The sequence below is a fragment of the Paenibacillus mellifer genome, from assembly GCF_023195895.1.
GTDB classification, from domain to species: domain Bacteria; phylum Bacillota; class Bacilli; order Paenibacillales; family Paenibacillaceae; genus Fontibacillus; species Fontibacillus mellifer.
The window spans coordinates 40,076-66,020 of record NZ_JALPRK010000007.1 but is presented as its reverse complement, the minus strand read 5'-3'; the positions used below and the strand labels follow the sequence as shown (position 1 = coordinate 66,020).

Below are 25,945 nucleotides of genomic sequence, written 5' to 3'. Positions count from 1 at the left end.
GCCGCGGCAAATGTTTGCAGATACGATTAATGCATTCACAAAATGGACGACCACACTTTAATGGCCGTAAGTGCGATCAGGACGACCAAACCATATCGAAGTACCTTTACATTGATTTTCGAACTGATCATCGTGCCGATCGGTGCTCCGATCAAACTGCCGATGACGGTATATACCGTCGCCCACAGAGGGATATCCCCGCCCGTGATTTTTCCGATGACGCCTCCAACGGCCGAAATAAAAACGATCGCGAGCGAGGATGCAATCGTTGTGCGCGTGGGAATTTTGAGCACGGTGAGCATAATGGGAATTAAGATAAACGCTCCGCCGGCCCCTACGATTCCAGAAACGATACCTACTACAAATGCCGCAGTAATGGCGATGATTTTGTTGAAACGGAGGTCATCCGTATCTTGTTGTGTCCCCCTGTTGGGTATTAGCATTAGCACGACCGCCAGTACCGCAAGGATGCCGTAAATCAGGTTGATGACATCTCCGTTCAACATACCCGAAACAAAGCCGCCGACCAGGCTGCCGACGAGGATGCTGCACCCCATATAAAGGACCAACTGTTTATTGACGACGCCCGTTCCGCCCTTTTTGCTTTTTTTCCGGAACGCGATAACACCAGCAAGTGAAGCGAAAAAGACCTGAAACATGCTGATGGAGGAAACTTCGTGGGCTGTAAAGTGTGCCGCACCGAAAAGGGATGGAATATACAGTAGGAGGGGATAATTAATAATTGCGCCACCAATACCAAGCAACCCTGAAAAGAAAGAGCCGACCAGACCGATGAGCACCATGACAATGAGCAGTAAGAAATCCATGACACCCTCCTGTCGTAAAGTTTTCTCTAATGCGTGACATCAAGTTGAATACAGGTTATAATTAAAACCAAGTAAACTTATCAGAAATAAGGTGATCCGATTGCTTCAACATTTAAAAAGCTTTTTCGAAGATAAATGCCCGGTGTGCAATCAAAGACTGCAAGCGAAAATCGATATGGCTTGCAGCACGAAAACTTGCCCCCATGGCCATTATACCGAAGAAAGTTACTGTTCCCTTGGCATCACTATCGTATATGACGAGGCGAAATAAGCGGGCCCTTCCGGGCCCTTCCGGGTCCCGCTTTTTTTATACTTTGCGAACGTAAAATTTATAAACGCCGTCTTCTTCGACGTGCTGAATGAGTTCGTGTTTCGTCTGTTTAACCCAGGCTTGAAAATCATTGACGGAGCCTTTGTCTGTAGACAGGACCTCCATAACTTGACCTTGTTGCAGACTATCCAAGGCTTTCTTCGCCTTAACGATCGGCATCGGGCAGGCCATACCTTTCGTATCTACCGTGATATCTGTATTCACTTTGATGTCCTCCTTTATTTATCATGAACCGCACAGCGGTTCGGACCAATTTCCATCTCGCGTTGCTCGTCTTCGTTCGGTGTAATCTTACCCATATTCGTTTGTCGAATCTCCTGATAGGCGTTCGGTTGAGGCGGCAAATTCACGGTTACCGTCCGCCGGAACGTCTCCTCGTCTTTAATGTTCAAGCCCGGATTGTCGCGGTAGAGATCTGACAATCGGGCCATGACGCGGCCGCCATCTCCAAGCTCCGTCACTTTGCCGAAGTGGGCAGGCAGTACGATCAAATCCTGAGCCAAGCCTTTGTAACGGTTGTACAAGGTGTTGCGAAGATCGCCGACCCAGTCCTCTGCTTTGCCGGCCAAGTCCGGGCGGCCGATCGATTCGATGAACAGGATGTCGCCCGTAAGCAGATATTGATCATCCACGATAAACGACGTGCTTCCGATGGTGTGACCCGGCGAGTATATAGGTTGAATTTTGATCTTGATATTCCCTACCGAGATCTCACGACCTTCTTCCAGTTTCTCATATTGGAACGTTACTTCTGTCGCGTCCTTGGGCGGCAGCCAGTACGTTGCACCTGTTTGCTCCGCCAATTTGCGCCCGCCGGAAATGTGGTCCGCGTGCAAGTGCGTGTCCAGCGTATGTTTAATGGCCGCTCCCTGTTCCTCAGCGAAGCGTTCGAATACATCCGTCATTCGGAGCGTATCGATTACAGCTGCTTCACCGCTGGAAATGACCATGTAGGAAAGACAGCCTTTTCCGATCCGCACGAACTGGTACAGGGAGCCCCCGTCTTTCAAATCTCCGATTTTCACCGGCTCCAAATGCTCGCTCCAAGATTTCATGCCGCCTTCCAGATAAGAGACGTTAGTTCTTCCTGCTCCAACCAATTGTTCTGCCACGAATTTGGACGAACCTTCCTTGGCGCATACCACAAGCAAAGGTTTGTCGCTTGGAATTTGGTCTAGCACTGGATCCACGCCGTCAAGCAAATCAAAATACGGAATGTTGATTATCTCGACGCTCTCTCCTTCCACTTTCCAATCGTCGAAGTCACTTTGATTGCGCACGTCGAGAATGAAGAGTTCTTTTTTGTTCAGAACGATTTTCGTCAGTTCTCCCGCTGTCATCGGGCGGAGTCCGGTTGCAGTAGTCAATGTTGATTCCCCCTTTGATGAATTAGAACGTCAAGGACACGTTTGCGTCCTTCGCGAAATCCAGGAATGTGACGGCGCCGCCGACTTCGATTCCTTCAATGAAATCCTCTTTCTTTAAGTTCATGACGTCCATCGTCATTTGGCAGGCGATGATTTTCACGCCCATTTCCTGCGCCATATTCACCAGTTCCGGGATGGAAGGAATGTTGGCGTTCTTGAAGCCTTCCGCAAAATATTCTTTGCCTGCCGGCAGCGGAAGCTGGTGATGGACCTGCTTGTGAATCAGGTTCAGTCCTTCGAAGGTGAAAAAGATGGCTACCTCCGCGTCGGTTGCTGCAGATGCCGTCGCGATGTTGAAAACCTTATAGGCATCGAACATTCCACCATTGCTTGCGATAATCGCTACTTTCGTGCTCATTTTAAACGACCTCCTTGGTCCATGATTAGATTTGAAAGTTCTTTTCTATCGGTCCGGACCACCCAGACATGCCGGGCTCCACGTTTTTTACGTTCTTGAAACCCTTCTCGGACAGCAACTGGCAAGCCAGATCACTGCGCGTGCCGGTACGGCATACAACATGAATATCATCTTCGGTATTCAGCTCGCCTAGGCGCTCTTCCAGTTCCCCAAGCGGAATGGAGACGGCGCCAGGAATCCGGTTAAACGCATATTCGGCAGGCTCGCGAACATCGAGAACGGTTACGCTGCCCAGCTTTTTCTCCAGCTCATCATTGGTCACGGTGTGAGGATATTTTTTCTCTTCCTTGATCTCATCCGCGCTCGATTTACGGATAAAGTGCTTAAGCACATCGCCATTCTGAATCGTGCCCAAATAGTGATGGCCGGTATTCTTGGCCCAGCCCTGAATGTCCGCCAGTGAACCTTTATCGGTTGCCTGAACCTCGATGACCTGCCCGGAATGCAACTGATCCATCGCTTTCTTGGTTTTGACGATAGGCATGGGACAGGCCAAACCTTTGCAATCGAGCGTCTGATCTGCTTTGATTTCTGAATGTGCAGTCAAATCGTAACCCTCCTATATTGGTGTTTTGCCGGGGCTTACATATCCTGTACGAGTTTACCCTACGGATTCACATAATATAATTACTCATACCCCTATAGGTATATTACATCCTAAAGAAAGGCATTGTCAACAGGGGAGAATAGTTAACTTCAGGGTTATGACTGTGAGTCCCCGCTGACTATCCACTTTATATTTACACTCTTGATCCCATATGGCGCTAAGGTATGTTCCAATACAATCTTCATCTTTTCCTGATCCAATTCTGCTTCCGAAGGATGAACTAGAATCGTCACCTCGCCAATCCCTTGTTCAAAATGCACCCCTTCCAGAGCAGAAGACGGCGGAAACGGGTTATCATATTTATCAATACGAGTATTTAACAGTTGCCCAATAGCTGTAATTCGAGGTGCCTTAATGGACGTTTTATTCACATAGAAAGTCTCGACTGGCACTGCCATACCGTTCTGATATAAATAAATAACATAGGTTTCTGTAATTTCCTGGTTCTCAGGAAGATCGTCTGATGACCGCAACGATTTGTTATTGACTTGTCCGATGATTCGGAGCGTTTCCTCTGTCTCTTTGAAGCCCTCGAACCGATATAACTCTTGGTTGCTTGCGTCTACAAGAAGCGTAGTCGGATTTGTCTTGATCCGGTAATGGTTCGCGAGGTCGGGATGAACATCCACATGTACGACTTCATAAGAAAGTTCATCCTGACATATTTGAACTTCGCGAAGCACATTGTTCATAGATCTGCCTAATGGGCACGCCGACAACGTAAACAACATCATTTTTTTAACGGGCAAATTCATGTTGAACACCTCTTTTCCATTATTTGATTTTGGAAACAGCTTCTTTCATGGTGTCATAATTGATAGCTCCTTGATATTTCTCGCGAATAACTCCGCTGGAGTCTAACAGATACGTAGTTGGATACGCGACGACCTGATACGTCTGCATGATCGTTCCTTCCGAATCTAATAAGATAGGAAATGTCAAGCCATAGTCTTTAACAAATGACATAACTTTGTCCGTTTTCTCCTCCGTCGGTGTTAAATTAGCCCCTAAAATGACGACGTCTTGTTGGTTATAGTCTTCATAAAACCGCTGCATATGGGGCATCTCTACTCTGCAAGGCGGACACCAGGTTGCCCAGAAATTAATAAGTACTGTTTTTCCTTTATAATCGGATAGCTTGACAGGATTGCCTTGCAAATCATTCAAGGTAAAATCCGGCGCCTGTTGTCCCTTTTGAATGCCCACTTTAATATTCTGGCCTGCGGATTCCCTGACAGAAGTCCCTTCAGACGATTTTTTTTCATAATAATCATAAGCCCCATAAGCAACAAGCATAACGAGGGCAATGATGGCAATCACACTTTTCTTCATCTCTATTGATCCCCCTTGTTAGAATGTAATGTCCCAAAATGTATATTGAGAAAGCCAAGCACTGATCTTTTGCAATTGGCCGGTAAATAGCAGCAGTCCCATTCCAATAAGAAGCCAACCGTTAATTTTCGACAGAAGAGGCATCCATCGATTCATTTTTTTCATCATGCTCATCGAATACGTCAACAACCACGAAATCAATAGAAAAGGAACTCCCAACCCAAACGAATACACGGCCAGCATCCCTATTCCGTTCCACAGTGTCTCCGTAGATCCGGCCAGAAGCAAAATAGACGATAACGCCAACCCAACGCATGGACTCCAACCTGCTCCAAACGCCACACCAGTAAGAAGCGAACGGATTATGCCGCGGCTCGCAGTTGGTTTGGTTTGCCACGTTCTACCGGACATCAGCAGACGAAAATTTAGAAATCCGGCCATTTGCAGACCAAACACAACAATCAACAGACCGCTTATTCTTTGTACCAGCTCGCGTTCTTGCGCGAAGAAGCGTCCAATGAAGCTTGCAGACGCACCCATCGTAATAAAAATCAGACTAAACCCCACGATAAAACTAAACGCCTGAAGGCTCAGATTCCACCGATTCACGACAAGTTTGCCATCTTGAAAGGTAGAGCCTGTTAAATGGGAAATATAAGCGGGGATAAGCGGAAATACGCAAGGGGATAAAAAAGAAAGCATCCCCGCTGCAAAGGCTACCAGGATTGTAAGATTATCCATGAGGACCTCCTTTCTGTTGCTTTTCATCCAACCAGGACCATCCTGTTAAACACGCGGCAGCCAATAGAAAAATGATCTGCTGTTTACTGAAGGACAACAACCATACCGGACGATCGGCAACCAGAAACGAAAGCAACACATTTCCGATCGAAAACCAAACGGCATGGTTTAATCCACTTCCCGAATCGGATCCTTTTTGAGAAACCAATAATGAGATCAGGAGAAGAACAGTCATTCCAGCGTTTGCTGTATGATACAAGGAAGACTCCTCGCCTGTAATAAGCAACAACAAGTGATAGACCAACCAGCCCGATAAAGTAAACCAAATCCCCATATCGATCCACATTTTGACGCTTAAATTTTGTTTCGAATTTCTGTACCAGATATAGGAAGCCGTAACCAGACTTGCTATCCATCTTCCGCGTTCCCCACCATCAAAATAAAGTAAAGACATGGGTTGTGTGATCACATCTATGGGATAAAAGATCAGAAAGCTTCCTTTCCAAACGAGCAACCACAGCCAGAATGCATTCGCTGCATCGGACAAGTATATCCGACGCTCCAAGCTGCCTCTAAGCCGATACTGCAGCATCAACCAGCCTCCCGCTCCATAACTCAGATAAAGAATCAGTTGCCCATTTAGAACGAAAGATCCGATCTGTATATTTTGCAATTCTCTTCACCTCCTTCTCACGTAAAGCCTAATCTTCTTCTTTAAAGAAATGATAAAGCTCTCCATTGGGGGAAATTACCTCCAAGTCCAACTAACCTCCTGTGATAGGCTTTGCTTAAACCGTTAGCGCATCCTTTTCGCTACGGTAAATTACAAAACTACAGGAGGTATTACAATGCTGAAGAAAAAAATGACCTTGTCTTTACTCGCTTCTGCTCTAATTTGTGGCTCAATTATAGCGGGACAACCTACGGTTTCGGCCGCGGGTCAAGAAGGAATCATCGAAAAAAGTGTTAACTTTCGTGAGAAGCCTTCCCTAAGCGGTGACCGCATTCGTTATCTAAAAGCCGGTGAACATGTCGATATATTGGAACAAGTAAATCAGTATTGGTTTAAAATCAAGGACCTGCGTGGTCAAACTGGGTACGTAACCACTCAAAGTCAGTTCATAAAAACGAATGGTTCCGTTACGGACAAGCCTGCTGAACCGGTATCTGGGACGCCCAAGAGCATTATTGACGCGGGTATGAAGTACTTGGGAACGCCTTATGTATTCGGTTCAAGCCGTTCCAATACCCAAACGTTCGATTGTTCTGATTTCGTCAGACAAGCCTTTAAAGATGGAGCCGGAGTTATTCTTCCAGGGAATTCAAGAACCCAGGCTGCTTATGTAAAGAAAATTGGAGCTACTACGACAAACTGGAGGGAGCTGCATCCTGGAGATATTATGTTCTTTATGTCCTACGAGGGGAGTAAAAGTAGTGACTACTCCGGAATCAATAAATCCTCGCAGCGAATTACCCATAATGGAATCTATCTAGGAAATGGGAAAATTCTGCATACGTATTCCGAGAAATCGGGCGGGGTTCGAATCGATCAAATTGAAGGGAAGCATTGGGAGTACCGATTTGTATTTGGCGGAAGCGCTATAAAATAGATGTGTAAGGAAGGGATGCTATTGTCCCTTCCTTTTCAAACTATCAGAATTGGAAATTTGAAGCATCTTCCTTCTCACGATTTCAGGTTCCAGTTCTATACCTGCACATAGCACTTCAAACCAAGCCGTATTCAAAAAAGCAAGCGCTTCTTGTCGGTTTTGAAAATTCTTCCCTCCTTTCTTTGGTCTGGGGGATATATCCAAATAGGTCAATATCAATATTTCACAGATCAAAGTCCGATATCCTTCATTCATCTTAAACGACCTCCTAAGCACCGTGCTTCAATACTATCGGAGGGGTGTTAAGTTTTAATAAAGCTAGGTTTGGCAATGATTGGTTTGCCTATACTACTATGTAGGTATGAATCACTTGCAGAGAAGAGGAGAGAAGATGGAACTTACCATAATTCAGCAAAACGATACGCATGGTTGTTTGGATGCCCATCCTGAATTTTTTTGGCATGATACACAACCTTCGTATATGACATGTGGAGGGTTTTCGCGCATACATCGATATGTAACAGAACTAAAAAAAAGACGTCCCCATGTCCTTTTTGTCGACGGAGGCGATTTGTTTCATGGCACAGCTCCTCTTGTATTGTCCAAAGGAGAAGCCATTATCCCATTATTGAAAATGATGCCGCTTGACGCATTCGTTCCAGGAAATTGGGATTATGCGTATGGCCCATCACAGTTGTTTGCTCTCTTGGATCAGGTTTCTTTTCCGGCCCTGGCAATGAATATGAAATCTTCATCCGCTGCCGCCCCGCTTAAGACGCAGTGGATTAAAGAAATGGGCGGAATTCGTATAGGTATGACGGGATGGACCTACTCATTTGTAGATCAAACGATGCCACCTGCTTTTTCCGAGGGATTGTCTTTCTCACTTGATCTAGCTGAGATGAGCCGGAACATACGAAAATTACGGGTGGAAGATAAGTGTGATCTCGTAATCGTATTGAGCCATATGGGACTGCCCCTGGACGTGAAAGCCGCTTCCAATATCGAAGGAATCGATATTATTTTAAGCGGTCACAGTCATGATCGACTTACCCATCCCATTAGACAAAATGGAACATGGATTATTCAATCCGGAGCCAGTTCTTCGTTTCTTGGGCAGTTTGAACTGAATTTTGAATCCGGCATGATAACGAAGGTTCAACATCGTCTTATTCCGCTATTTGCACATGAATTCGAAGAAGATCCGGAAATCTCCAAATTAATTGTTGAAATTAACGAAAGGCATGAAACGCATTTAAGTGAGATCATTGGGGAACTACAGACACCGCTGCATCGCATGTTCCTCAATGAAACGCCAATGGATCGACTAATTACCGATGCTTATCTCCATTCTGTCGAAGCCGATATTGCTTTATCACATGGTTGGAGATACGGAGCCCCTATTCTGCCAGGTCTCGTAACCTTGCGGGACTTATATCAAATCATTCCGACAAATCCAGAGCTTTTCACCGTAGAACTGGATGGCAAACAGATTCTGGAGGCTTTTGAATCTAATCTGGAACAGGTCTTCTCCCCTGATCCTTTCCACCAAAAAGGGGGATATGTCATGCGGGCAAGCGGCATCACAATGGCTTACAAACCTTATAATCCGCCTGGCCATCGAATTGAACATTTTCTTATCCAAGGAAAACCATTGAAGCTAGGAACCACCTATCGAATTGTGAGCGCAGGTGAACAAATTCTATACCACTATGATCCACTTAAGAAGAAGCTAGGGATCCATGCTCACGATGTGATTACACAGTATTTTAAGTCTTACAAGAAAATTGAAATCAGTGATACACCCAAAATTTTTTGCATATAGCAAAACAAACCGGTGCAATCCATGCCGGTCTGTTTTGTTATTTCAAATTTTTTTTCGAGTTGCGAGGCAGTGTTACCCAAAACGAATGTTTATTATTCTCCGACTCCAGTCCCACTCTGCCTCCATGCTTCTTCACAATTTCTTTTACAATAGCCAAACCAAGCCCGCTTCCTTTTGCTTTCTCTCCGCGATGTCTCGATGGATCCGCTTGAAAAAAACGTTCAAATACAAATCCGCGCACCTCTTCAGGTATTGGCTCGCCAACATTACTGACGGTGATTCGATACTGAAGAGGTTCGATAACCCCGATCACCCAAATCATCCGTCCCGTATTATAGCTTATCGCATTCTGTATCAGATTGTTTAACACCTGTCTTAATCCGCCTTCGTCACCGATGACAACGTCTTGTGAAACAGATACTTCCAACTCCATATTGTTGCTTTGAAGTTCCCATTGAAAAGACTGCGTGCACCGAGTAATCAGGTCATCGATTTGTATATTGCTGTAAGTCATGCTTGCAGCTTGTCGATCCTCCCATACAGAAAGCTGATGCAACTGCTCCACAAGCCGGGTAATATGCTGAGACTCTTCCAGCAGTGACAGATACAAGTCTTTATCCCCGACAATCACACCGCTGCTTAATGCCTCCAGGTAGCCGTTTAGATTGCTAAGAGGTGTTCGTAAATCGTGAGATATGTTGCTTAGCATCCTTTTGCGATTTTCTTCAGTCTGCTTTAAAGTCTGAGTCAAATCGTTAAAATACTGAGTCAATTGGCCAATTTCATCCACTGACGATACTTTAATGGGCTCTGGGTATGATCCGTCCATTAGCTGCCGTGTCAATTGGGTCAAACGTTTTAAAGGAGAAAGTATTTTCTTGATAAACACAAAATGGATGAGCGCGGCAACAACGATTGCTAGCAAACTTGCCCGAATCAGATAAAAATGCATGGTTCTGTTAAAGAAAATGTTCTTATCTTCACCGACAAGTCGATACTTTTCTACAAGAACACAAGCAAAATCCTTGACTGAAACACCTACTAGCCAGATGACAATGAGCATGACCAGAACGTTAACCGCAATTAATTTCCAAGTTATATGCTGCTTCCATGTACTAAACTGCTTAATTTGCGACAAAGCGATACCCCATTCCACGGATCGTTTCAAAAAAACACGGGACATCGCTCGATGTCTCGATCTTTTCCCTTAGCTTTCCCACATGAACATCTACCGTGCGGTCGATCACATTTTTCTCTTCGTTCGGATAAAGCTCGCATAAAATTTGCTCACGCGATAAGATTTGATTGGGATGTCTCATAAAAAAGTACAACAGTTTAAACTCATGCTGAGTAAGAGGGACAATGTTCCCGTTATATTTGACTTCTCCACGCAAAGGTTTTATTGTCAATCCTTTAAAACTAATTTTGCTGCATCGATTTGATGTTCGTCGAAGTACAGTATTCACCCGTGTGACCACTTCTTGAGGGCTGAAAGGCTTTGTTACATAATCATCAGCACCCATTTGAAGTCCTTCAATCCGCTCTGATTCCGTAATTTTGGCCGTCAACATAATAATGGGAATATCACTTTTGAGTTCGCAGCGAATCCACGTGCATAATTCTTCACCGCTTAGCTTCGGCATCATCAGGTCTGTAATGACGAAACAAGGATCATGCTTTTGAAAAGCCTCCTTTCCTTCTTCTCCATTTTCAGCCTCTAATACTTCGTACCCTTCTCTTTCCAGATATAGTTTAAGCAGCTTTCTTATTTTCGGATCATCTTCGATGATCAATATGTTTTTTCCCAGCATGCGTTCCCCTCCCTAGAGTAGGTTTTCATTTTATAAGGATAGTTTAAAGAAACGTTAAAGTTCATTCCAGAACTACAATTTGGATATCGGTTTCTGACAGGGTCGTAATCATAGCTCTACGGTGAGTCTATAGATCCTTGTTCACGGAAATTAAAAGAAAACAAACCGGAACCTTGCAACTAAAGTTGCCATGGTTCCGGTTTGTTTATATGCTTGACGTCAACCTTCTGGCGTTGGTTTCCCTTCAATCGTCAATGGTGCATGCTTCATGGACTTTTGTGGAACAATGGGATCGGAATATCTAACCTTATCTTTGAACCAATTTCGACGAATTATGATGAATACAACTGCTGCTATAATTATCAGCACTGCTATTAGCTGAGATATGCGAATGTTCTTTCCTGCTTCCATCATCCCCCAACCAAACGAGCTCATTGGCGACCAAGTCGTCTTAAGGAATGAGGCAAGCCATTCCGGTCCGGCAAAAACCAAGCTATCCGTGCGAACCCCTTCAATGTAAAAACGTCCAAGCGAATACCAAATGAAGTAACTCATAAACAACTCGCCAGCTCGCAAAAACGGCCGTCTGCGCAGCCAAAGAAGGAATAAGAGCCCTGCAAAGCTCCAGACAGACTCATACAAAAATGTCGGATGGTAATATTGACCGTTGATATACATCTGGTTGACTATAAAGTTCGGAAGATGAAGTGTGTTTCTCAGAAAACTTTCTGATACTGAACCGCCGTGAGCCTCTTGATTCATGAAGTTTCCCCAACGTCCAATCATTTGACCGACGATTAAACCTGGGGCGCATATATCTGCGATACGCCAGAAATTATAGCCTTTTTTACGTGTGTAAATGACAGCAGCCGCAATGGCAGCGATCAAAGCTCCATATATGGCAATACCCCCATGCCATATGTTAATCATTTCCAAGGGATTGTTCTTATAATTTTCCCATTCAAAGGCTACATAGTAGATTCGTGCTCCGATTAATGCAGAGGGAAGACCATACAAGACCAGATCCATAAAAAAGTCGGACTTTATGCCAAATCGCTTTCCCTCATGAGAAATCAGTATCAAACCAAGTAAAGCACCCAATCCAATAATGATTCCATACCAGTGAACAGAAAACTGGCCTATCGAAAATGCTATCGGGTCTAACATGAGAGATCATTCTCCTATCTTTATTTCTCCTATACTGAAATGTGTTGTGCGAGTCTCGTGCTTCTTTATAGGATTTTGTTCTTCTTGGCTCAAGCCTAATTTCTTTCGTGAATATTTTACAGTGGAAGGAAGTTTTTTAAGCCTTACCTCTTAAGAATTATAACACATGATATAGACACTTGCCGAATCTGTGACAAGGAAGTCTCTTACTGTACATAAAAAAGCCGTGTGCATCTTTGCAGCACGCACAGCGGCTTTCTTGTATCGATCCCCGTATTAGGATTGATAATATGGTCTCCCATACATCACTTGAAATTCGGCGTCAAATACATTGCGATAAACAACTTGTAACCGGCTGGAGGAGGCATCGATAACCTTGCCTTCGCCGGCATAAATGCCAACATGTGTAATATTCATAAATCTCCCGTTCGCCTCATAGCTCCAGAAAATCAAATCACCCGCTATTAGCTCATTGGAGGTAAGGGAAAGTTCGTTTTCCGCGATAAAGCGCGCCTGTTCTGCCGCCGTTCGGGGCACCTCAACGCCTAATTGCCGATATACCCACTGTACTAGATAACTACAATCGGTATAGTTATCTTTTCCTGCTTTTAGCTGGCTGTATGGATCGCCCAACCGAGTCAATGCCAGTTCGACAGCCTGGCTTCCAAGCACACCAGCGGGCAAATCGGATATAACCGCCGCAGACTGTTCGGACGTTAATCCGGTATCACCGTTCTTCCCAAGAATGGCCATCATCATGGGACGAAATTCAACCGATAGAAGTTCATTCGTCAAATCGACCTGTTCCGTGGAAAAACCATAGAGCGTCGCTTGCTGCTCTGCTGTTCGGGTAGAAATCGACAGTTGCAGGACGTGCTCGTATTCTGTTACCGACTGTTCCTCCACACTTCCATCACTCTGTTCAACGGCAACGGTTCTTGTATGCTCTAGTGTTTCGAGCTGCGAGTCGATCTGATTCATATCCCAAAAAACAGCCTGCAGCAACTCCTCTCTCTGTTGATCCATTGTAAACACTCTATGCGAGCGGCAAACTGGGCGTCCATTTCCTCTAAGATTTGAATCATTTTTTTGTGTCGGGTCCTGTATTTTCGTCAGCCACAAAAATGCCGAACGGTGAGGAAAGCAGCGCCGCGACGATCATAATGATTATTACCGCTCGCCGGGCTTCGTCGTCATCAAGTTATACAGTTTCGTGTGCCGCGGGAACTTATCGTTAAACGGTACAAGGGAACTGCCGACCTTCATCAGTCCATTCCCGGCGTCAACATTCGTAATGTAAGACAGTTGCAGATCCGAAATGTTGAGCAACTCGGCAAGCTCCATCCGGTCGGTGCTGGCCTGATTCAGCATGACGATGAATTCACTGTTTGCGAGCATGGTGCGGGCTGTATGGCTTTGCAGTAGATCGTCCACATTTTGCGTAATCCCTGTGCAAAAAGCGCCATACTTTCGGACACGCTTCCAGAGCGTGAACAGGAAGTTGGCGCTGTATTCGTGCTGAAACAAAAGGTAGATTTCATCAATAAAGATAAACGTATTCTTGCCTCTGGCGCGATTTTGCGTAATCCGATTCAAGATGTTGTCGAGTACGACCAGCATGCCGATGGGAAGAAGCTGCTTGCCCAAGTCGAGAATATCGTAGCAAATCAGCCGATTGTGGACGTTGACGTTGGTCGATTGGGCGAACGTATTCAGACTGCCGGAAGTAAATAATTCAATAGCCAGCGCGATGTCCTGAGCCTCCGGTTCTGCTTGCTTGAGCAGCTCCGCGCGAAAATCCTGCAATGTCGGCGGCTGTCCCTTATAGTTGCTCCGCAAATACTTGCGGTACACAGCGGCGGTACAGCGATCGATGAGCGACTTCTCCTTGGCTCCAAGCTGATGTCCTCCGATCAACTGCTCGCACAACGACAGGACGAATTCCGATTTAAGAATGATCGGATTGGCTCCGTCGCCATAATCCCGGTTCATATCCATCGCATTGATATGGTTCGACGAAGTAGCAGAAATGTGAATCGTCTCGCCACCCAGCGCATTTACCAGAGCGGAATACTCCCGCTCCGGGTCAATCAGGATAATGTCGTCATCGCTCGCCAATATCTGGTTGACGATTTCCCGTTTTGCGGCAAAGCTTTTACCGGAACCGGATACGCCAAGGATAAAGCTGTTTCCATTCAGCAGTTGCTTTCGATTGGCGACGACCATATTTTTGCTGATGATGTTTTGCCCGTAATAAATGCCGTCCGGATGCACGATCTCCTGCGCTCGAAACGGGATAAAGACAGCCGTACTTTCAGTCGTGAGCGTCCGCAAAGCATGAACCTTTCGCAGCCCATACGGTAGCACCGTATTCAAACCGTCCATTTGCTGATAGGAGAGCGTAGAAAACTGGCACAAATGCTTGCGGGCCGTAGTGAGCAATGTCTCCGTATCGCTATCGAGTTGTTCTTTGCTGTCCGCGACATGCACCATCGTAAGTAGTCCGAACATCATCCGCTGGTCGCGTGTGGTCAGGTCGCTAAGAAATTCCTTGCTTTCTTTGCGCTGCTGCTCCATGTCGTAAGGGATGACAGCAGAAAAGTTGTTGTTGCGATTTTGCCGCCGTTGCCAATTCGTAATGTTCGTTTCCACACCGAGCAGTCGATTCTCCACTTCGCGGACAGCTTCGTCGGTCGGAATCGGGATCACATCGAGCGATAGAAGCAAGTTGCGGTTCAAGTCGCACAGTTCAGCTACCATGCTGTCCTTGATGTAGCTGGCGTAATCACGCAGAAAGATGACCCGACCGTAGTATTCGCCCATCCGAAAATGATCTTTGGCAAACTCGAAGGTGTCCGGGCAAATGTAATCCTTGAAATCGTGACCCTTGCGCATCATCTCCTGCATGTCGAAGCGAAAATCGGCTTCCTCGCCAATCCGGAAGAAGTCATGCAGAATGCGCAGGCGGTCAGTCGCATCAAGCTCGGTACATTTCGAGCCGAGACGAGAGAAATGCGCCGTCAACTCCGTGCCGACCCGCGCGAAGTAATGGCGAGCTTCATCCACATTCTTTTTAACCACGGAGATGGTGATGTATTTCTCTTGAATCGTCCCATTTGTGTTGCCATCAGTCGCTTTACCAAGCAACATGTCGTTGTACTCCTGCCGATACACATCCAGCCCGTCGTGCTGGAGCGGAATAAGAATGGAACGTTCTACATCTGCCTGATTCAGCCGCCGATTGTGAATCGTAATCTTCGTCGTTGCGCCGCTGTCAAACGAATTAAGCAATTCGGAGTAGGAAAGGAACATCGTCTCCTTGTCCTCTCTCGATGCGACAGCGTAATTTATGTCCGCGAAACGGAACGACTTCGAGAACTTGTTGCCGACAGCAAAAATCCCGTCCGGCCAGATGGCGCGGATCGGGATCGCTTGTTGTACGCTTTTGGGAATGACAGACCGCTCCTTGTCCTGCTTCATGGTCCGCCTGAGCGTCTTAATCATTGCGCTTCATCCTTTCTTGCTCACGCTTGTGCAGGCTTCCTTTCAGCGCTTCGTAGTATATGTTGGTCGAGCGGAAGACAAGCCGTCTTGGCATCAGAAACTCCGACTTCACATACGCCCACAATAGTTGCTCCGCCGTCATACCGTGATAGCGGATAAACCCGAGCGCGGCGCAGGGAGCTGCCCCCAATATGCACATCCAACTGAGCGTTTCCAGTCCAAAATGACTGCGCAGCCCGAAATACAGTCCAATCGCCGCAGCGACCGCCAGAACAGAAAAAAAGAACTGCCGCAAGGACAGTCCGAAGAACAAGCTTTCCGTATAATCCCGGATTTCCCGGTTGATTTTCACTTCCACTTTTATCCCTCCCGGATGAGCAGTCTACGCCTCAGGCTCGTTGCATTCAGGTTTGAACAGTGTGTCGTCATCAAATGGCACAGGATTGCTCAATAGTTCCACAGCAAGCTGAAAGCCATCCTTCATCCCTTGCAAATATAACCACTCATTGATAATCGATTGTTTAAAATGATGTCTGTCCTCCCAAGCTTCAAATTCAGGCATACGACCAATATCCATACCAACAAACAAGACTTGAAAAGCCTTCTTTTCTTCAGCACGAACACGCTTGAGATCAGGATGATGCTCGAATCGTGCAGAAACGTAGTCCAATCGACCTTGAATAGCTGTTCGAAACCACGGTGGAATTTCCATTACCTGCTTCCCCCCCACAACTCTTTTACCTTACCTGCTGCTTCTGCTTGGCTTTCATGTGATGATAGCAGGCTACTAGCTGATCGACCTTCTGACTTTGCTCTTGAAATGCTTGATGGCCGGATAAAGAAATGGATTGCTTTATTAACTGTTCACCAAGCGTATTCAGCTTTCGCCGCTCCTCTTCCAGCTTTCTTAACAATTCGTTCATTTATCCATCCTCCCGTTTTTATTGTGAGAGCCGACATTTTTGAATGAAATACGGTGTATGTTAGAAGACTACTTCGATGGTAAGTTTTAATCTCATTTATGTCAATTGTGTGCTTCTCCATAATGGGAGTTATAAACTCATCCCCTTTAAAGAGGTGACGCTTGATGATTGGTTACGATAAAAAGAAGGTGGGGCAACGCATTCGGAAGCAACGAGAGGCTTTGGAAATTTCTCGTGAACAGCTGGCTGAACGAATTGGACGGGTCCCAAGATTTTGCGCCGATATTGAACGAGGTAAAGCCGGGATGTCCATTGAAACGATGTTCAGCATTTGCAATTTGCTCAAGCTTTCTCCTAATGAATTGCTTCTGGGTCAAGAGGAGAGCTCCACACCTTACGATGAAACAGCATTGATTATGGCTGCGCTCAATCAATGCACAGAAAAGCAGCGTAAGGATGCTTTGGCGCTATTGAAGCTTTTTCTGACAGCAATCCGATAACTCCCATCATTCACAAGGTGGTTACAGTCCCATCATTTCGCGCACGATGCGATCTGCCATTTTTACCGTACCGACAAGAACGAGCATGTTGAAAATGAGTTCCCCAATATACGTCCACACCATCGTAACCGCGCCCGCACTAGCATCGACGGCTGGGGGAGCGGTGGCAAAAGCGGAATAGATGATACAAGCCAGTACAATAATCGCGCCTTCCAGACACGCTGCCGCGTACCCTTTCAGGAACGACTTGCCGATATTTTGGCTTGGCTCCCCCGCAAATGCGGACAGCGGAACGGGGGCTATTGCCGTATACAAATAGATACGGAAAAAGCGCCCGTACACCGAAAGGATCATCACAAAGGATAGTACCGTAATGAACAAACTGCCGAGAATGGTGACGATCCACAGTGGAATGCTTTGCCAGAAGCCAACGTCTTCAATCGCTTGCGCTACCGTATCCGGCAAGGCCATAGCCTCTGACGTTCCGAACCCGGAGCGTCCCATCATCGTTGAGATGATCCCCTGTACAATAGTAAAGAGAGCCATCATCAACTCCAGCCCATAGGTTACGACCGCCTTGGCGAGCACAAAGCGGATAAACAGCTTGACGGCCATCTCCGGCCTTTTCACTTCCGCAAAGCTGCCGGTAGTCTTCACAACGCCAATCACAAAAAATAAGACCAGGAGTGCCAATCCCGTAGCTTGCAACGCACCATGAATATCAATAATCACACGCCATACGCCGCCACCCTTAAAATCCGCTGGCGATTGCGTAACGAGGCTCCAGATTTCATTCATCTTATCGTTCCAGGTATCCAAGGCATTTTCGAGATTGTCGATGACCCAACTGTTTTTTGCCATATTCTCACCCCTTCCGTAAACAGGGGACAGACGAATCGTCCGCCCCCCCTTATGCTAAAGCTTCAAGCTCATCCGGCAATCAGGGCAAGGATTTCCTTCGTAAACGTAATAATGACTCCGCCGGCGAGTGTCAAAAATCCGTTTGCGCGCTGAGAAGGGTCATGGGACTTTAGCGACAACCCAATTTGAACAATGCCAAAACCGAGAATAATCATGCCGATCGCACGGATTAAACCGAATATAAAAGTAGATAGGTTGTTGATTGTCGTCATTGGATCGCCTTCTGCATAAGCGGTAGAGGTGAATACGGTTCCCGCTAAGATCAGCACGATGTACAGGGCCAGCAGCCGTTTCGTTTTCATTTTCAAGTTCATCATTCCCTTCGTATAAATAGCGACTCTACTTCTTCTTCCGAAAGAAGTTCATAATCCCCGTCTTCATGAAGGAACACGGATTGCCAGTCCAAAGCGTGTTCCGCGCCGCCATGCTGAAAGGGAAGACCGTTACCATCCGTCGTTAGCGAGACATGAGGATGCTTGAGCAAATCATATTTGTCGTCCTGGACTGGATGTTCGCCACGAATAAAGAGCAGGCAAAAGCGGTTATCCAGCAGCCTCACCTCGTCGGGTGTGAGCAATTCGCGGCCTGATTGCTGGTAATTGATCGAGTAGCTGCCGTTTCTCCCCTTGCTCTGGCCGTAGGTATTGGTGTCAATCGTTTCCTTACCAAGCAGCTCCGAGACGTATTTGTGGGTAGACTGTTCGTTGCCGCCCAAGTACAAAAATTCGTCGCAGTTGCCCACAATCGATTCCCATGCGTCCTTGTACAGCGCCTTGAGCTGCGCTAAATTTTGCAAAATGATAGAAACGGAAATTTCCCGGCTGCGCATCGTGGAGAGCAGCTTGTCAAATTCGTCGGGAAGCGCTACATTGGCGAACTCGTCCATCACAAAGTGAACATGAACCGGGAGACGTCCGCCGTGCCGATAGTCCGCTTCGTACATCAAGCATTGAAAAAGCTGTGTGTAGAGCATGCCGACAATGAAGTTGAAGCTGCTGTCGTTATCGGGAATGACGGCAAACATCGCCGTCTTCTTCTCCCCCATAACGGGCAATTCCATTTCGTCGACTATGCTCATCCCCGCAATCGTATGCAAGTTGAACTTCTCCAACCGAACGCCGAGGCCAATCAAAATGGACTTGGCCGTCTTGCCCGCCGCCAGCTTGAAAATGTTGTACTGCTTGACGGCAAGGTGTTCCGGATCGCGCATGGCCAGCCGCTCGAACAGCTCATCAAGTGGACTTTGGTACGTTTCGTCCTCTTCCCGCACCTCAGCAGCAGCGATCATATCCATCACCATCGGAAAGTTCTGCTCTTCCGGCGGCGCTTCATACAGGAGGTACAGCACGAGCGCTTCCAGCAAAGCGGTCTCGGAACGCTCCCAAAAGGGATCGTTTGTATTGCTGCCCTTAGGAGTCGTATTGCGAATCAGATTGGTAACCAGCTTGAGAACATCCTTGTCGTCTTGCAAATAGGCGAATGGATTGTAGCCATGCGAACGGTGCGGATTGATGAGGTCCAGCACCTTGATGTCGTAGTCTTTGGACTTGAGCAAATGGCCGGTATCGCGAAGAATCTCGCCCTTTGGATCAAGCACGACAAAGGACGTATGCGCCTGCATAACATTCGGCTTGGCGTAAAACCTTGTTTTGCCGGACCCGGAACCGCCGACGACAAGAACATTCAGGTTCCGGAGATGCTTGCGGCCATCCAAGCCGATGCGTACCTGCTGCGTCAGAATCTTGTTTTGTTCCGGTTGCTTGTCGCGATACTTGGCATTTATCCGTCCGGCCTTGCCCCATCGTGCGCTGCCATGCTCTTCGCGCCGCCGATAGTTGCGCGGGGACGCCAAGTAGATGCCGACCGAAATCCCATAAGTCAGCGTGAACAGCAACAAGCTTCGCGGCGTATCCTCGACCCATTGAATCTGGAAGGGATGGTTAATCGCTTCGCTGAGATGCAGCAGAAGTGCAGGTAATCCCTTTGACAAAGCAGGGGCGGCAAGCAGCGCCGCCCACACGACCGGAATAAAAAAAACCGCAAAGAGTAAAAGATTACTCCTTGCGGTTTCAGCGCGCCGCATGATGACTCCGGCGCTTTATTTTTTGATAGGGAGCGTCAATCGCTTTGAGCAGTAAATCGTCAACAGGATCGGTCGGCCGCTGCTGGCCGATCAAGTCGTTGCGGAGCGCATTTAAGGCGTTGATGACAATGCCATGCTCGTAATGATCCATTCTCAGGATGCGTTCTTCCTCTTTCATCGCCACTCCTCCCAACGGAAAAATGAAAAGCAGATTCATGCCACGACTAGCGGGTGGTGGAATCGCTGCGATTCTGTTGCTGCTGTTGCTGCTGTCGCTGCTGGGCCAGCATACGGTGCATTCGACGGGATATGTCGTGTGCCGCATCCTTCATCACCGTCAGCTCGGCGCGAATATGCTGCGGCTCCAACTCCTTGAGCCGTTCGTGAACCCGGCCGAAGCGGAAAGTAGCCGTCTCGACGCCGAACTTTTTGCAAAGCATATACGCAGCACAGTAAGCTTGAAAATTGTAATGTGAACGGCTGTAGTCGTTATGGCCGCGATCAATCTCCGCATGCGCCAGCTCCTGTGCGAGCGCCCGAAAAATGTCACCAGCCCCAAGTCCGCGACGTATCACGATGCTTCGCGTATCCGGCTGATAAAGCGCATGAACCTCCGCAGGCAAGCTATCTCCAATCGTAATCGGAATAGGTGACCGGTCCATCAATGCCTTGATGCGCGTGCGGTCATCCGGGTAGATCGGCGATTCCTTTTTCGGTGCGGTTGTTTGCGCAACATCGAACATCTTCTTGGGGTTGTAGCTGATTGCGGTACTCCCATCTTCCCGCTTGTATTCCTCGCCTGGCTCCAAGATGTAGAGGCCGGTTTCCTTGCGACGGATATAGACGCCTTGTTCTTTCCAGCTATCAAAATCAGCAATGCGAGTGGCATCCGGGCGCTGCGCGAGAATAAGCAGCGCATTCGCGACGCTGTAGAGATCAAAACGGCTTTGTACGTCCAGATAATGCTGAAATTGTTCGCCGTTTTGCGCAATGTCGGCTGTGGCAGTATCAATCGTCTCATACGTCCACTGCCGCAGTTCTTGCTTTTTTTGCGCCCATGCTTCTTTGTCGAACGGCTGCTCACGCTGACCGGAGGCCGTCGTGACTTGGGGCTGGAATAACTCGTCCAGTTCGCTCATTTCGATTTCCCTCGCTTTCGACTCCCGGCCATCGGAACGGATGCTTTACTGCCGGACGCCGACTTCCCGCGATCTCTGCGCTTAGGCAACGACGGTTCCTGCACCTGCTTCCGCCGTCTGCTCTCTGCCGCCCGGTTTTCCTCCCGGATTTCACGCAGCAATTGGCGGACGGACACTTTTTCCTTCGGCTTTTCAGGGTCAATCGTAACCCTTTCGTATGCCGCGCTGCGCTCGGAGGTAGGCGCGGACGGAGAGGATGGTTCCGTTGTCCTCTCCTCCTGTGTCGGCGGGAGGGGAAGCGGACGCTCCGGTTCCGTTCGCTCGACCTCCCACGCCTCGGCCGCCGGTTGATTGGCTCCCTGCTGCGCGTTTACCGGCTGAACCTCCGCCGCCGGCTCGGGCTTTCCCAACAGATCGTCCAAAAAATCCTCACTGACTGCCGCGCCCTCGTTTGAAGCTGGAGGCTCGCTGGTTCCTTCTTCGGGTGTTACGGCATGTTGCTCTGGTGGTTGCGCCGCTCCTTTACGCTCGTCCGACTGCTTCTCGCTGCGGGACTTCACAATCTCCTGCTTGATGCTGGCCGTATCTACGGTCGCCAGCTTGAAGCGTTCAACGATTCGGTTGATCTTGGACGCATCCTCGGCCCGCACCATGACATCGCAAAGCCCGTCCACATTTTTCTTGTCACGCAGCGCGCAATAGAGGACACCGTACCGCTTCGCTTCTTTGCAAAAAGTCGGCAAGTCTTCATTTCGTACTGCAAACACCTTCAGCTCCTTGCCGCTGCGCAGCAAGCTTTCCAGGCGAATGCGGCCTCTTGTTCGTTTTTGCCCTTGCAGGGCGGCGAACAAATAAACGGCCAGATGCTTCGCGCCTTCGCCGGAGATTTTCGCCATGACCTCAATGCCACGAAGACTCATGCTGACGACCTGATCGGCCGCTTCGGTTCCGCTGCTCATGGACATTGGCCTCCCTTCGTGTCGATTGGTCTTCCTCGTTACGTTGCAGCTTGTTTGCCAGTTCGTTGGATCGGGCAAGAATGCCCGTACAAAGCCTCACCTCCTTTCGGAGCTTCGCAAGCTGACGGGAAAGTTCGGCAATTTGCGACTTGTACGATTCGATTTGCTCAGGATGCTGGCAGCGGCGAAGCCGGTTGTACAGCATTTTGCGGGAGCCGTATCCTTGCCGCAATTCTGTTTGCAGCTCAGCGTGGTAAGCCAACAATTGTGCTTTGCTGGAAATGCCGTGACGACACAGCAGCCTGGTCTGCTCCGTAATGGCCGTCAGATGCCGCAAGTCTTCGCGCAATAAAAAAGACGTCCGTTTGAGGGACGCGCGGGAATGGGGCAGAATCCCCATCTTGAATAAGTACCGCAGATACAAGGCTTGCAGACCGCTAAATCTACGTCTGATGTGCAGGGTGCTGCGAACGATGACGGCTCGCCTGCGCCGCGGCAACGGCATGGGTGGCTGACGCTGCGGTAACTGGTTTTGCAGAATACGCTCTTTTATCGCATGCTCCGTATATTCATCGCCAAGACTACGCAATCGAACAAACCGCTCTTTGCCCGGCGGACGTACCGCCAAATGCTTGACGTTCGACTTCATTTCATAACCCTGCTTTCTAAGGATCGCGAAGAATTGCGTCACCGTCATGGCAGCGGCGATAGCGGCGTCGATGTCCTCGCGAATCAACCCGCGCCAAGTCGGCTTGCTCTCCTGTTCCGCTCGCCACTCGCCGTAATGCTTGGTCTTACCCGGTTCCGGCTGCTCGATGACCGATAAGGTATGCTCCCGGCAAAGTCGATCGGATGTTTGCCGCATCAGCGCGTAAGAGGCTTTGTTATCGTAATAGCGTTTACCATCCAGAAACGACACCGAGTTTAAGACGAAGTGATTGTGCAGATGCTCCTTGTCCAAATGGGTCGATACCACGACTTCAAAGCGCTCCCCCCATAATTCCTGTGCCAGTTTGACGCCAATGGCATGTGCCACCTCCGGCGTCGTTTCGCCCGGAGCAAACGCCTGATACCCATGAAAAGCTACAATGCCATCGGTCTTTTGAAATTGTCGTTTGGTTCGCAGCATTTGCTCGTAAGCGGTGAGCGGATCGCAATTGATCCCGCTCACGTAAAGCTGTTTTTCAGTTTTCGCATCCGCGCTGGTATAAGCGAGCACCTGATGTAAATCATCATGCGCTGCACGCGCTTGATCGGTTTTATCAGGATTGGTGGCATAATCCAGCACACGCTTGAGGCGGTCGGTAACATCCCATATTGCGGTTGTTGCCATGTACGCTGTCCCCTTTACGGTGGATGTACGTTAGAATTTCCTTGTAGCTCGATTCTCGGTTCCGGTGCGGTCACGGCCTGTTGAATCTGCTGGACGGCGCGGCGCAAGTGATCTGCTTCCTGCTGAAAAACTGCCCGATCCAAATGACCTGTCGCATGGGCCTTCGCTGCGAGTTGATTTAGGTTATTGCCGACGGCATGGAGCTCGCGCATCATCGCGAAATAGTCTTTTGGCGGCATCGCCTTCGGAACATAGCCATTAATGAGAGATCGAATATAACCCTCCTGTGAAAGTCCCGATTTTTTCGCGCTCGCTTGGAGTCTAGTGTTTTCATCATAGTTCACCCATACCTGAATGCGAATCGCTCGTCTTCTCATCATGTTCACTTCTTTCTTCAAAGGAAATGGCCCGCATGAAATAGCTGAATGGTTTCTGCTGTTTCTGAAAAATACCGATCATTGTTGAACCTATATTCTTGACAAAACAGCGTGCTGTTGAGGTAGGGGTATTAGGGGTTTGCCCCTAACAAGCGAATTTGGGAGACCAAATTCAGTGCTTGCTACAACACGAGACATTCGTCTCGCGTTGCCCTTCAAGGCACCTGCCGGGAAAAAGGGAGGGGCATCGAAACGACAAAAAGACGCTGATCGCTCAGCGTCTGTCACTTAAAGTTGTTCACACATCCTTTGCTGCATGGCGCAATATTCCATAATCTGACGGTGGAAAGAGGCGTCTGATTGGCGCAATGCTTTGCATCAGTTGCACGTATAATTGTCCCGTGCTATCATAAGAATAGAAACAAGGAGTCGGACGCCATCCGACTCCCCTGTACAACATTTGGGTGGGAAGCCTCCCAGAGAAGACTTATTCGAAAATAACCCGTACCCTCGGCGCTAACCTGGGCGGGTTATTTTCGCTTTTTCAGGTATGTGAGCAATGCCAGCAAGAACATGCCGAGCATAATCACTTCTGTAAGCGAAAATTGCATAAGCATCACCTCCGCTCTGGAGGCGATACTTTCCCACCCAAGTCAGTTGTACATCCGTATTATAACAAACAAAGAAATAGATTAATAGAACACAGAACCGCTTGTGTTCCCAGCGATTTCACCCGACGCCGAGCAAAATACAGAATACCTTATCGAGTTGGCTCTTCGCGCTGTTTACGATAGACCATCAGGTCGTCGTTTACATCTTTCACGAAGGGCGGCTCGTCAGAAATCTCATAAGTTTGACTGAATAATTGCCGAATCATCGCTGCCGCAGAACGGCCCGGTTCGTCGTTGTCCAAATGAAACACCAGACGCTTCACTTCCGGGTAGCTTTGCAAATAGTTAGTGAGTGCAGCCGGTGCGATGCTTTCCTTAGCGCTGTATATCCCGGCCAGCGACAGTTGATGCGATTGTCGCCAGTCTTTCCCTGCAATTGTCTCAAGGGTGCAGTAGGATAAGAGATCAATTGCACTTTCAAACAAATGCAGCTCGGTGCCGTTGTCATCGGCCGGTATAGCGAACGAATACCGTTTATCGCTGCCTGGCGCTTCGCCCAGATATCGAGTGTTGGTTGTCCCGCGAATTGCCGCATAGCGCGGAGTGCCTTGCAAATCAAACCCAACAAAAATCGCATTGTGGTACATTCGGCTTTCGTACAGTCGTCCCGTTTTGAGACAAAAATCGATTACATCGCGAGAAATGCCACGTTTGGAGAGATAAGCGACGACGCGATTCGAAGTCTCATACGGTTCGGGAAGCTCCAGCCGCGCATTTGAACCATCTTGCTGGATGGCAGAAGTAGCCGGAGCCATGTGAACTGGCGGATTACCGTCAATTTGCAGCACCGCATCGGGAAACGACATGCCTCTTACTTTAATGAGGTAGTCCAGCGCAGAACGACCTCCGATCCCCCTAGACCACCAGAACCATTTATCGTTGGAGATTTTAAGGCTGTCATGGGTTCGGGTCGAATAGGCGTTGCGTGAGCAACGAACCAGTTCGTATGGTTCGAAACATTGTAGATAGGTGAGCAGATCCCATTGCTTGGCACGTTCGATTTGTTCCTTGTTTACATAGCTCATTACCGTAGTTCCTCTCTAAAAAAGTAAGTAAGAGACGACGGCTTTATTACTCGTGTCTCTTAATCGTAAGGCTGATTTTCTTTCATCCTGCCGCACTTGGTCATCGTGCCTTACCCTTCTTTTTGGGATACAGATAAGCACTTCTTTCCCTCAACTCTGTAGCGCCTTTCTGTTTCATGAATGCGTCTAACTCGCTTTCATAGACTTGACTGGTCACCCCGTTCGAATCACGGATGTAATAATACGTGTCGCCAAATCCGTTCTTCCCTTTGGATATCAATTCTAATGCTGGCACGGTTTCTCCCTCCTCGGTCGGATCGGTTCCGTAACAAATAGGCGGTAGAATTGGGCAAAAGCATCCGCCGCCGCTTGGGATGGCATACAACATGTGCGTTCCTCCAGAAATGCGAAAAG

General features: G+C 48.0%; 31 protein-coding genes. 3 read left to right on the top strand and 28 right to left on the bottom strand.

Features of this window, described 5'->3' with window-relative positions; genetic code table 11:
- Positions 1–35: 35 nt before the first annotated feature.
- The 9 genes from M0651_RS09790 to M0651_RS09750 all read right to left on the bottom strand — a co-directional run bounded on the left by M0651_RS09790 (position 36) and on the right by M0651_RS09750 (position 6,356).
- Positions 36–827, bottom strand: coding sequence for a sulfite exporter TauE/SafE family protein (locus M0651_RS09790; protein WP_169284766.1), 792 nt, complete (start codon positions 825–827; stop codon positions 36–38).
- 307 nt (positions 828–1,134) lie between these two features.
- Positions 1,135–1,362, bottom strand: coding sequence for a sulfurtransferase TusA family protein (locus M0651_RS09785; RefSeq protein ID WP_084781444.1), 228 nt, complete (start codon positions 1,360–1,362; stop codon positions 1,135–1,137).
- A gap of 14 nt (positions 1,363–1,376) precedes the next feature.
- The gene (locus tag M0651_RS09780; protein WP_049869724.1) at positions 1,377–2,498 is read right to left on the bottom strand and encodes an MBL fold metallo-hydrolase; all 1,122 of its coding nucleotides are present in this window, start codon (positions 2,496–2,498) and stop codon (positions 1,377–1,379) included.
- Positions 2,499–2,547: 49 nt separating this feature from the next.
- On the bottom strand, positions 2,548–2,943 hold the full coding sequence (locus M0651_RS09775) for a DsrE/DsrF/DrsH-like family protein (RefSeq protein ID WP_049868181.1): 396 nt from the start codon (positions 2,941–2,943) through the stop codon (positions 2,548–2,550).
- 25 nt (positions 2,944–2,968) lie between these two features.
- Positions 2,969–3,550 carry a sulfurtransferase TusA family protein gene (locus tag M0651_RS09770; RefSeq protein WP_084781446.1) on the bottom strand — a complete coding sequence of 194 codons (582 nt, stop codon included), beginning with the start codon at positions 3,548–3,550 and terminating at the stop codon, positions 2,969–2,971.
- A gap of 155 nt (positions 3,551–3,705) precedes the next feature.
- Positions 3,706–4,365 (bottom strand): thioredoxin domain-containing protein, encoded by a 660-nt coding sequence (locus M0651_RS09765; RefSeq protein ID WP_049868182.1) that lies wholly within the window; start codon positions 4,363–4,365, stop codon positions 3,706–3,708.
- A gap of 19 nt (positions 4,366–4,384) precedes the next feature.
- A complete protein-coding gene (locus tag M0651_RS09760; RefSeq protein WP_169284767.1) occupies positions 4,385–4,942 on the bottom strand; it encodes a TlpA family protein disulfide reductase in 558 nt (185 codons plus the stop codon).
- A gap of 18 nt (positions 4,943–4,960) precedes the next feature.
- Positions 4,961–5,683: a cytochrome c biogenesis CcdA family protein gene (locus M0651_RS09755; protein WP_049868184.1), complete on the bottom strand. Its 723-nt coding sequence runs from the start codon at positions 5,681–5,683 to the stop codon at positions 4,961–4,963.
- Positions 5,676–6,356, bottom strand: a complete 681-nt coding sequence (locus tag M0651_RS09750) for a hypothetical protein (protein WP_248551622.1) — start codon at positions 6,354–6,356, stop codon at positions 5,676–5,678. Before M0651_RS09750 ends, M0651_RS09755 begins: the two co-directional genes overlap by 8 nt.
- Before the next feature lie 175 nt (positions 6,357–6,531).
- Between M0651_RS09750 and M0651_RS09745 the strand changes: the two genes are divergently transcribed.
- Entirely contained in the window at positions 6,532–7,293 is a 762-nt protein-coding gene (locus M0651_RS09745; protein ID WP_248551621.1) for a C40 family peptidase, read from the top strand.
- A gap of 18 nt (positions 7,294–7,311) precedes the next feature.
- Here the strand turns inward: M0651_RS09745 and M0651_RS09740 are convergent, their stop codons facing one another.
- Positions 7,312–7,548, bottom strand: a complete 237-nt coding sequence (locus M0651_RS09740) for a hypothetical protein (protein WP_169284769.1) — start codon at positions 7,546–7,548, stop codon at positions 7,312–7,314.
- Positions 7,549–7,684: 136 nt separating this feature from the next.
- On the opposite strand from M0651_RS09740, the gene M0651_RS09735 reads away from it, so the two are divergent.
- The gene (locus M0651_RS09735) at positions 7,685–9,118 is read left to right on the top strand and encodes a bifunctional metallophosphatase/5'-nucleotidase (RefSeq protein WP_169284770.1); all 1,434 of its coding nucleotides are present in this window, start codon (positions 7,685–7,687) and stop codon (positions 9,116–9,118) included.
- A gap of 37 nt (positions 9,119–9,155) precedes the next feature.
- Here the strand turns inward: M0651_RS09735 and M0651_RS09730 are convergent, their stop codons facing one another.
- The 8 genes from M0651_RS09730 to M0651_RS09695 form a co-directional block, all read right to left on the bottom strand.
- Complete coding sequence (locus tag M0651_RS09730; protein WP_169284771.1) at positions 9,156–10,256, bottom strand: sensor histidine kinase; 1,101 nt, start codon at positions 10,254–10,256, stop codon at positions 9,156–9,158.
- On the bottom strand, positions 10,243–10,929 hold the full coding sequence (locus M0651_RS09725; protein WP_049868189.1) for a response regulator transcription factor: 687 nt from the start codon (positions 10,927–10,929) through the stop codon (positions 10,243–10,245). Before M0651_RS09725 ends, M0651_RS09730 begins: the two co-directional genes overlap by 14 nt.
- A 219-nt stretch (positions 10,930–11,148) precedes the next feature.
- On the bottom strand, positions 11,149–12,096 hold the full coding sequence (lgt, locus tag M0651_RS09720; protein WP_169284772.1) for a prolipoprotein diacylglyceryl transferase: 948 nt from the start codon (positions 12,094–12,096) through the stop codon (positions 11,149–11,151).
- Between the two features lie 276 nt (positions 12,097–12,372).
- Positions 12,373–13,122 (bottom strand): C40 family peptidase, encoded by a 750-nt coding sequence (locus M0651_RS09715; RefSeq protein WP_169284773.1) that lies wholly within the window; start codon positions 13,120–13,122, stop codon positions 12,373–12,375.
- Positions 13,123–13,266: 144 nt separating this feature from the next.
- On the bottom strand, positions 13,267–15,600 hold the full coding sequence (locus M0651_RS09710; protein WP_169284774.1) for a VirB4-like conjugal transfer ATPase, CD1110 family: 2,334 nt from the start codon (positions 15,598–15,600) through the stop codon (positions 13,267–13,269).
- The gene (locus tag M0651_RS09705) at positions 15,593–15,958 is read right to left on the bottom strand and encodes a PrgI family protein (protein ID WP_101808189.1); all 366 of its coding nucleotides are present in this window, start codon (positions 15,956–15,958) and stop codon (positions 15,593–15,595) included. The genes M0651_RS09710 and M0651_RS09705 overlap by 8 nt, the downstream gene beginning before the upstream one ends.
- 24 nt (positions 15,959–15,982) lie before the next feature.
- Complete coding sequence (locus tag M0651_RS09700; protein WP_094869227.1) at positions 15,983–16,312, bottom strand: hypothetical protein; 330 nt, start codon at positions 16,310–16,312, stop codon at positions 15,983–15,985.
- A 25-nt stretch (positions 16,313–16,337) separates the two neighbouring features.
- Positions 16,338–16,523, bottom strand: coding sequence for a hypothetical protein (locus tag M0651_RS09695; protein ID WP_094869228.1), 186 nt, complete (start codon positions 16,521–16,523; stop codon positions 16,338–16,340).
- A gap of 164 nt (positions 16,524–16,687) precedes the next feature.
- Between M0651_RS09695 and M0651_RS09690 the strand changes: the two genes are divergently transcribed.
- Positions 16,688–17,023: a helix-turn-helix domain-containing protein gene (locus M0651_RS09690; RefSeq protein WP_094869229.1), complete on the top strand. Its 336-nt coding sequence runs from the start codon at positions 16,688–16,690 to the stop codon at positions 17,021–17,023.
- 21 nt (positions 17,024–17,044) lie between these two features.
- Here the strand turns inward: M0651_RS09690 and M0651_RS09685 are convergent, their stop codons facing one another.
- The 10 genes from M0651_RS09685 to M0651_RS09640 all read right to left on the bottom strand — a co-directional run bounded on the left by M0651_RS09685 (position 17,045) and on the right by M0651_RS09640 (position 25,826).
- Positions 17,045–17,884, bottom strand: coding sequence for a VirB6/TrbL-like conjugal transfer protein, CD1112 family (locus M0651_RS09685; protein WP_094869230.1), 840 nt, complete (start codon positions 17,882–17,884; stop codon positions 17,045–17,047).
- 68 nt (positions 17,885–17,952) lie between these two features.
- Complete coding sequence (locus M0651_RS09680; protein ID WP_248551689.1) at positions 17,953–18,246, bottom strand: glutamyl-tRNA amidotransferase; 294 nt, start codon at positions 18,244–18,246, stop codon at positions 17,953–17,955.
- Positions 18,247–18,257: 11 nt separating this feature from the next.
- On the bottom strand, positions 18,258–20,027 hold the full coding sequence (locus M0651_RS09675; RefSeq protein ID WP_169284775.1) for a VirD4-like conjugal transfer protein, CD1115 family: 1,770 nt from the start codon (positions 20,025–20,027) through the stop codon (positions 18,258–18,260).
- Complete coding sequence (locus M0651_RS09670) at positions 20,014–20,205, bottom strand: hypothetical protein (RefSeq protein WP_021877380.1); 192 nt, start codon at positions 20,203–20,205, stop codon at positions 20,014–20,016. Before M0651_RS09670 ends, M0651_RS09675 begins: the two co-directional genes overlap by 14 nt.
- 46 nt (positions 20,206–20,251) lie before the next feature.
- A complete protein-coding gene (locus M0651_RS09665) occupies positions 20,252–21,166 on the bottom strand; it encodes a hypothetical protein (RefSeq protein ID WP_049868196.1) in 915 nt (304 codons plus the stop codon).
- Positions 21,163–22,125, bottom strand: coding sequence for a PcfB family protein (locus tag M0651_RS09660; RefSeq protein ID WP_169284776.1), 963 nt, complete (start codon positions 22,123–22,125; stop codon positions 21,163–21,165). The genes M0651_RS09665 and M0651_RS09660 overlap by 4 nt, the downstream gene beginning before the upstream one ends.
- Positions 22,067–23,458 carry a relaxase/mobilization nuclease domain-containing protein gene (locus M0651_RS09655; RefSeq protein WP_169284777.1) on the bottom strand — a complete coding sequence of 464 codons (1,392 nt, stop codon included), beginning with the start codon at positions 23,456–23,458 and terminating at the stop codon, positions 22,067–22,069. The genes M0651_RS09660 and M0651_RS09655 overlap by 59 nt, the downstream gene beginning before the upstream one ends.
- Before the next feature lie 14 nt (positions 23,459–23,472).
- The gene (locus M0651_RS09650) at positions 23,473–23,838 is read right to left on the bottom strand and encodes a plasmid mobilization protein (protein ID WP_248551620.1); all 366 of its coding nucleotides are present in this window, start codon (positions 23,836–23,838) and stop codon (positions 23,473–23,475) included.
- A 757-nt stretch (positions 23,839–24,595) separates the two neighbouring features.
- Positions 24,596–25,531, bottom strand: coding sequence for a DUF3991 and TOPRIM domain-containing protein (locus M0651_RS09645; protein WP_169284778.1), 936 nt, complete (start codon positions 25,529–25,531; stop codon positions 24,596–24,598).
- A 100-nt stretch (positions 25,532–25,631) separates the two neighbouring features.
- Entirely contained in the window at positions 25,632–25,826 is a 195-nt protein-coding gene (locus tag M0651_RS09640; protein WP_248551619.1) for a hypothetical protein, read from the bottom strand.
- Positions 25,827–25,945 lie beyond the last annotated feature (119 nt).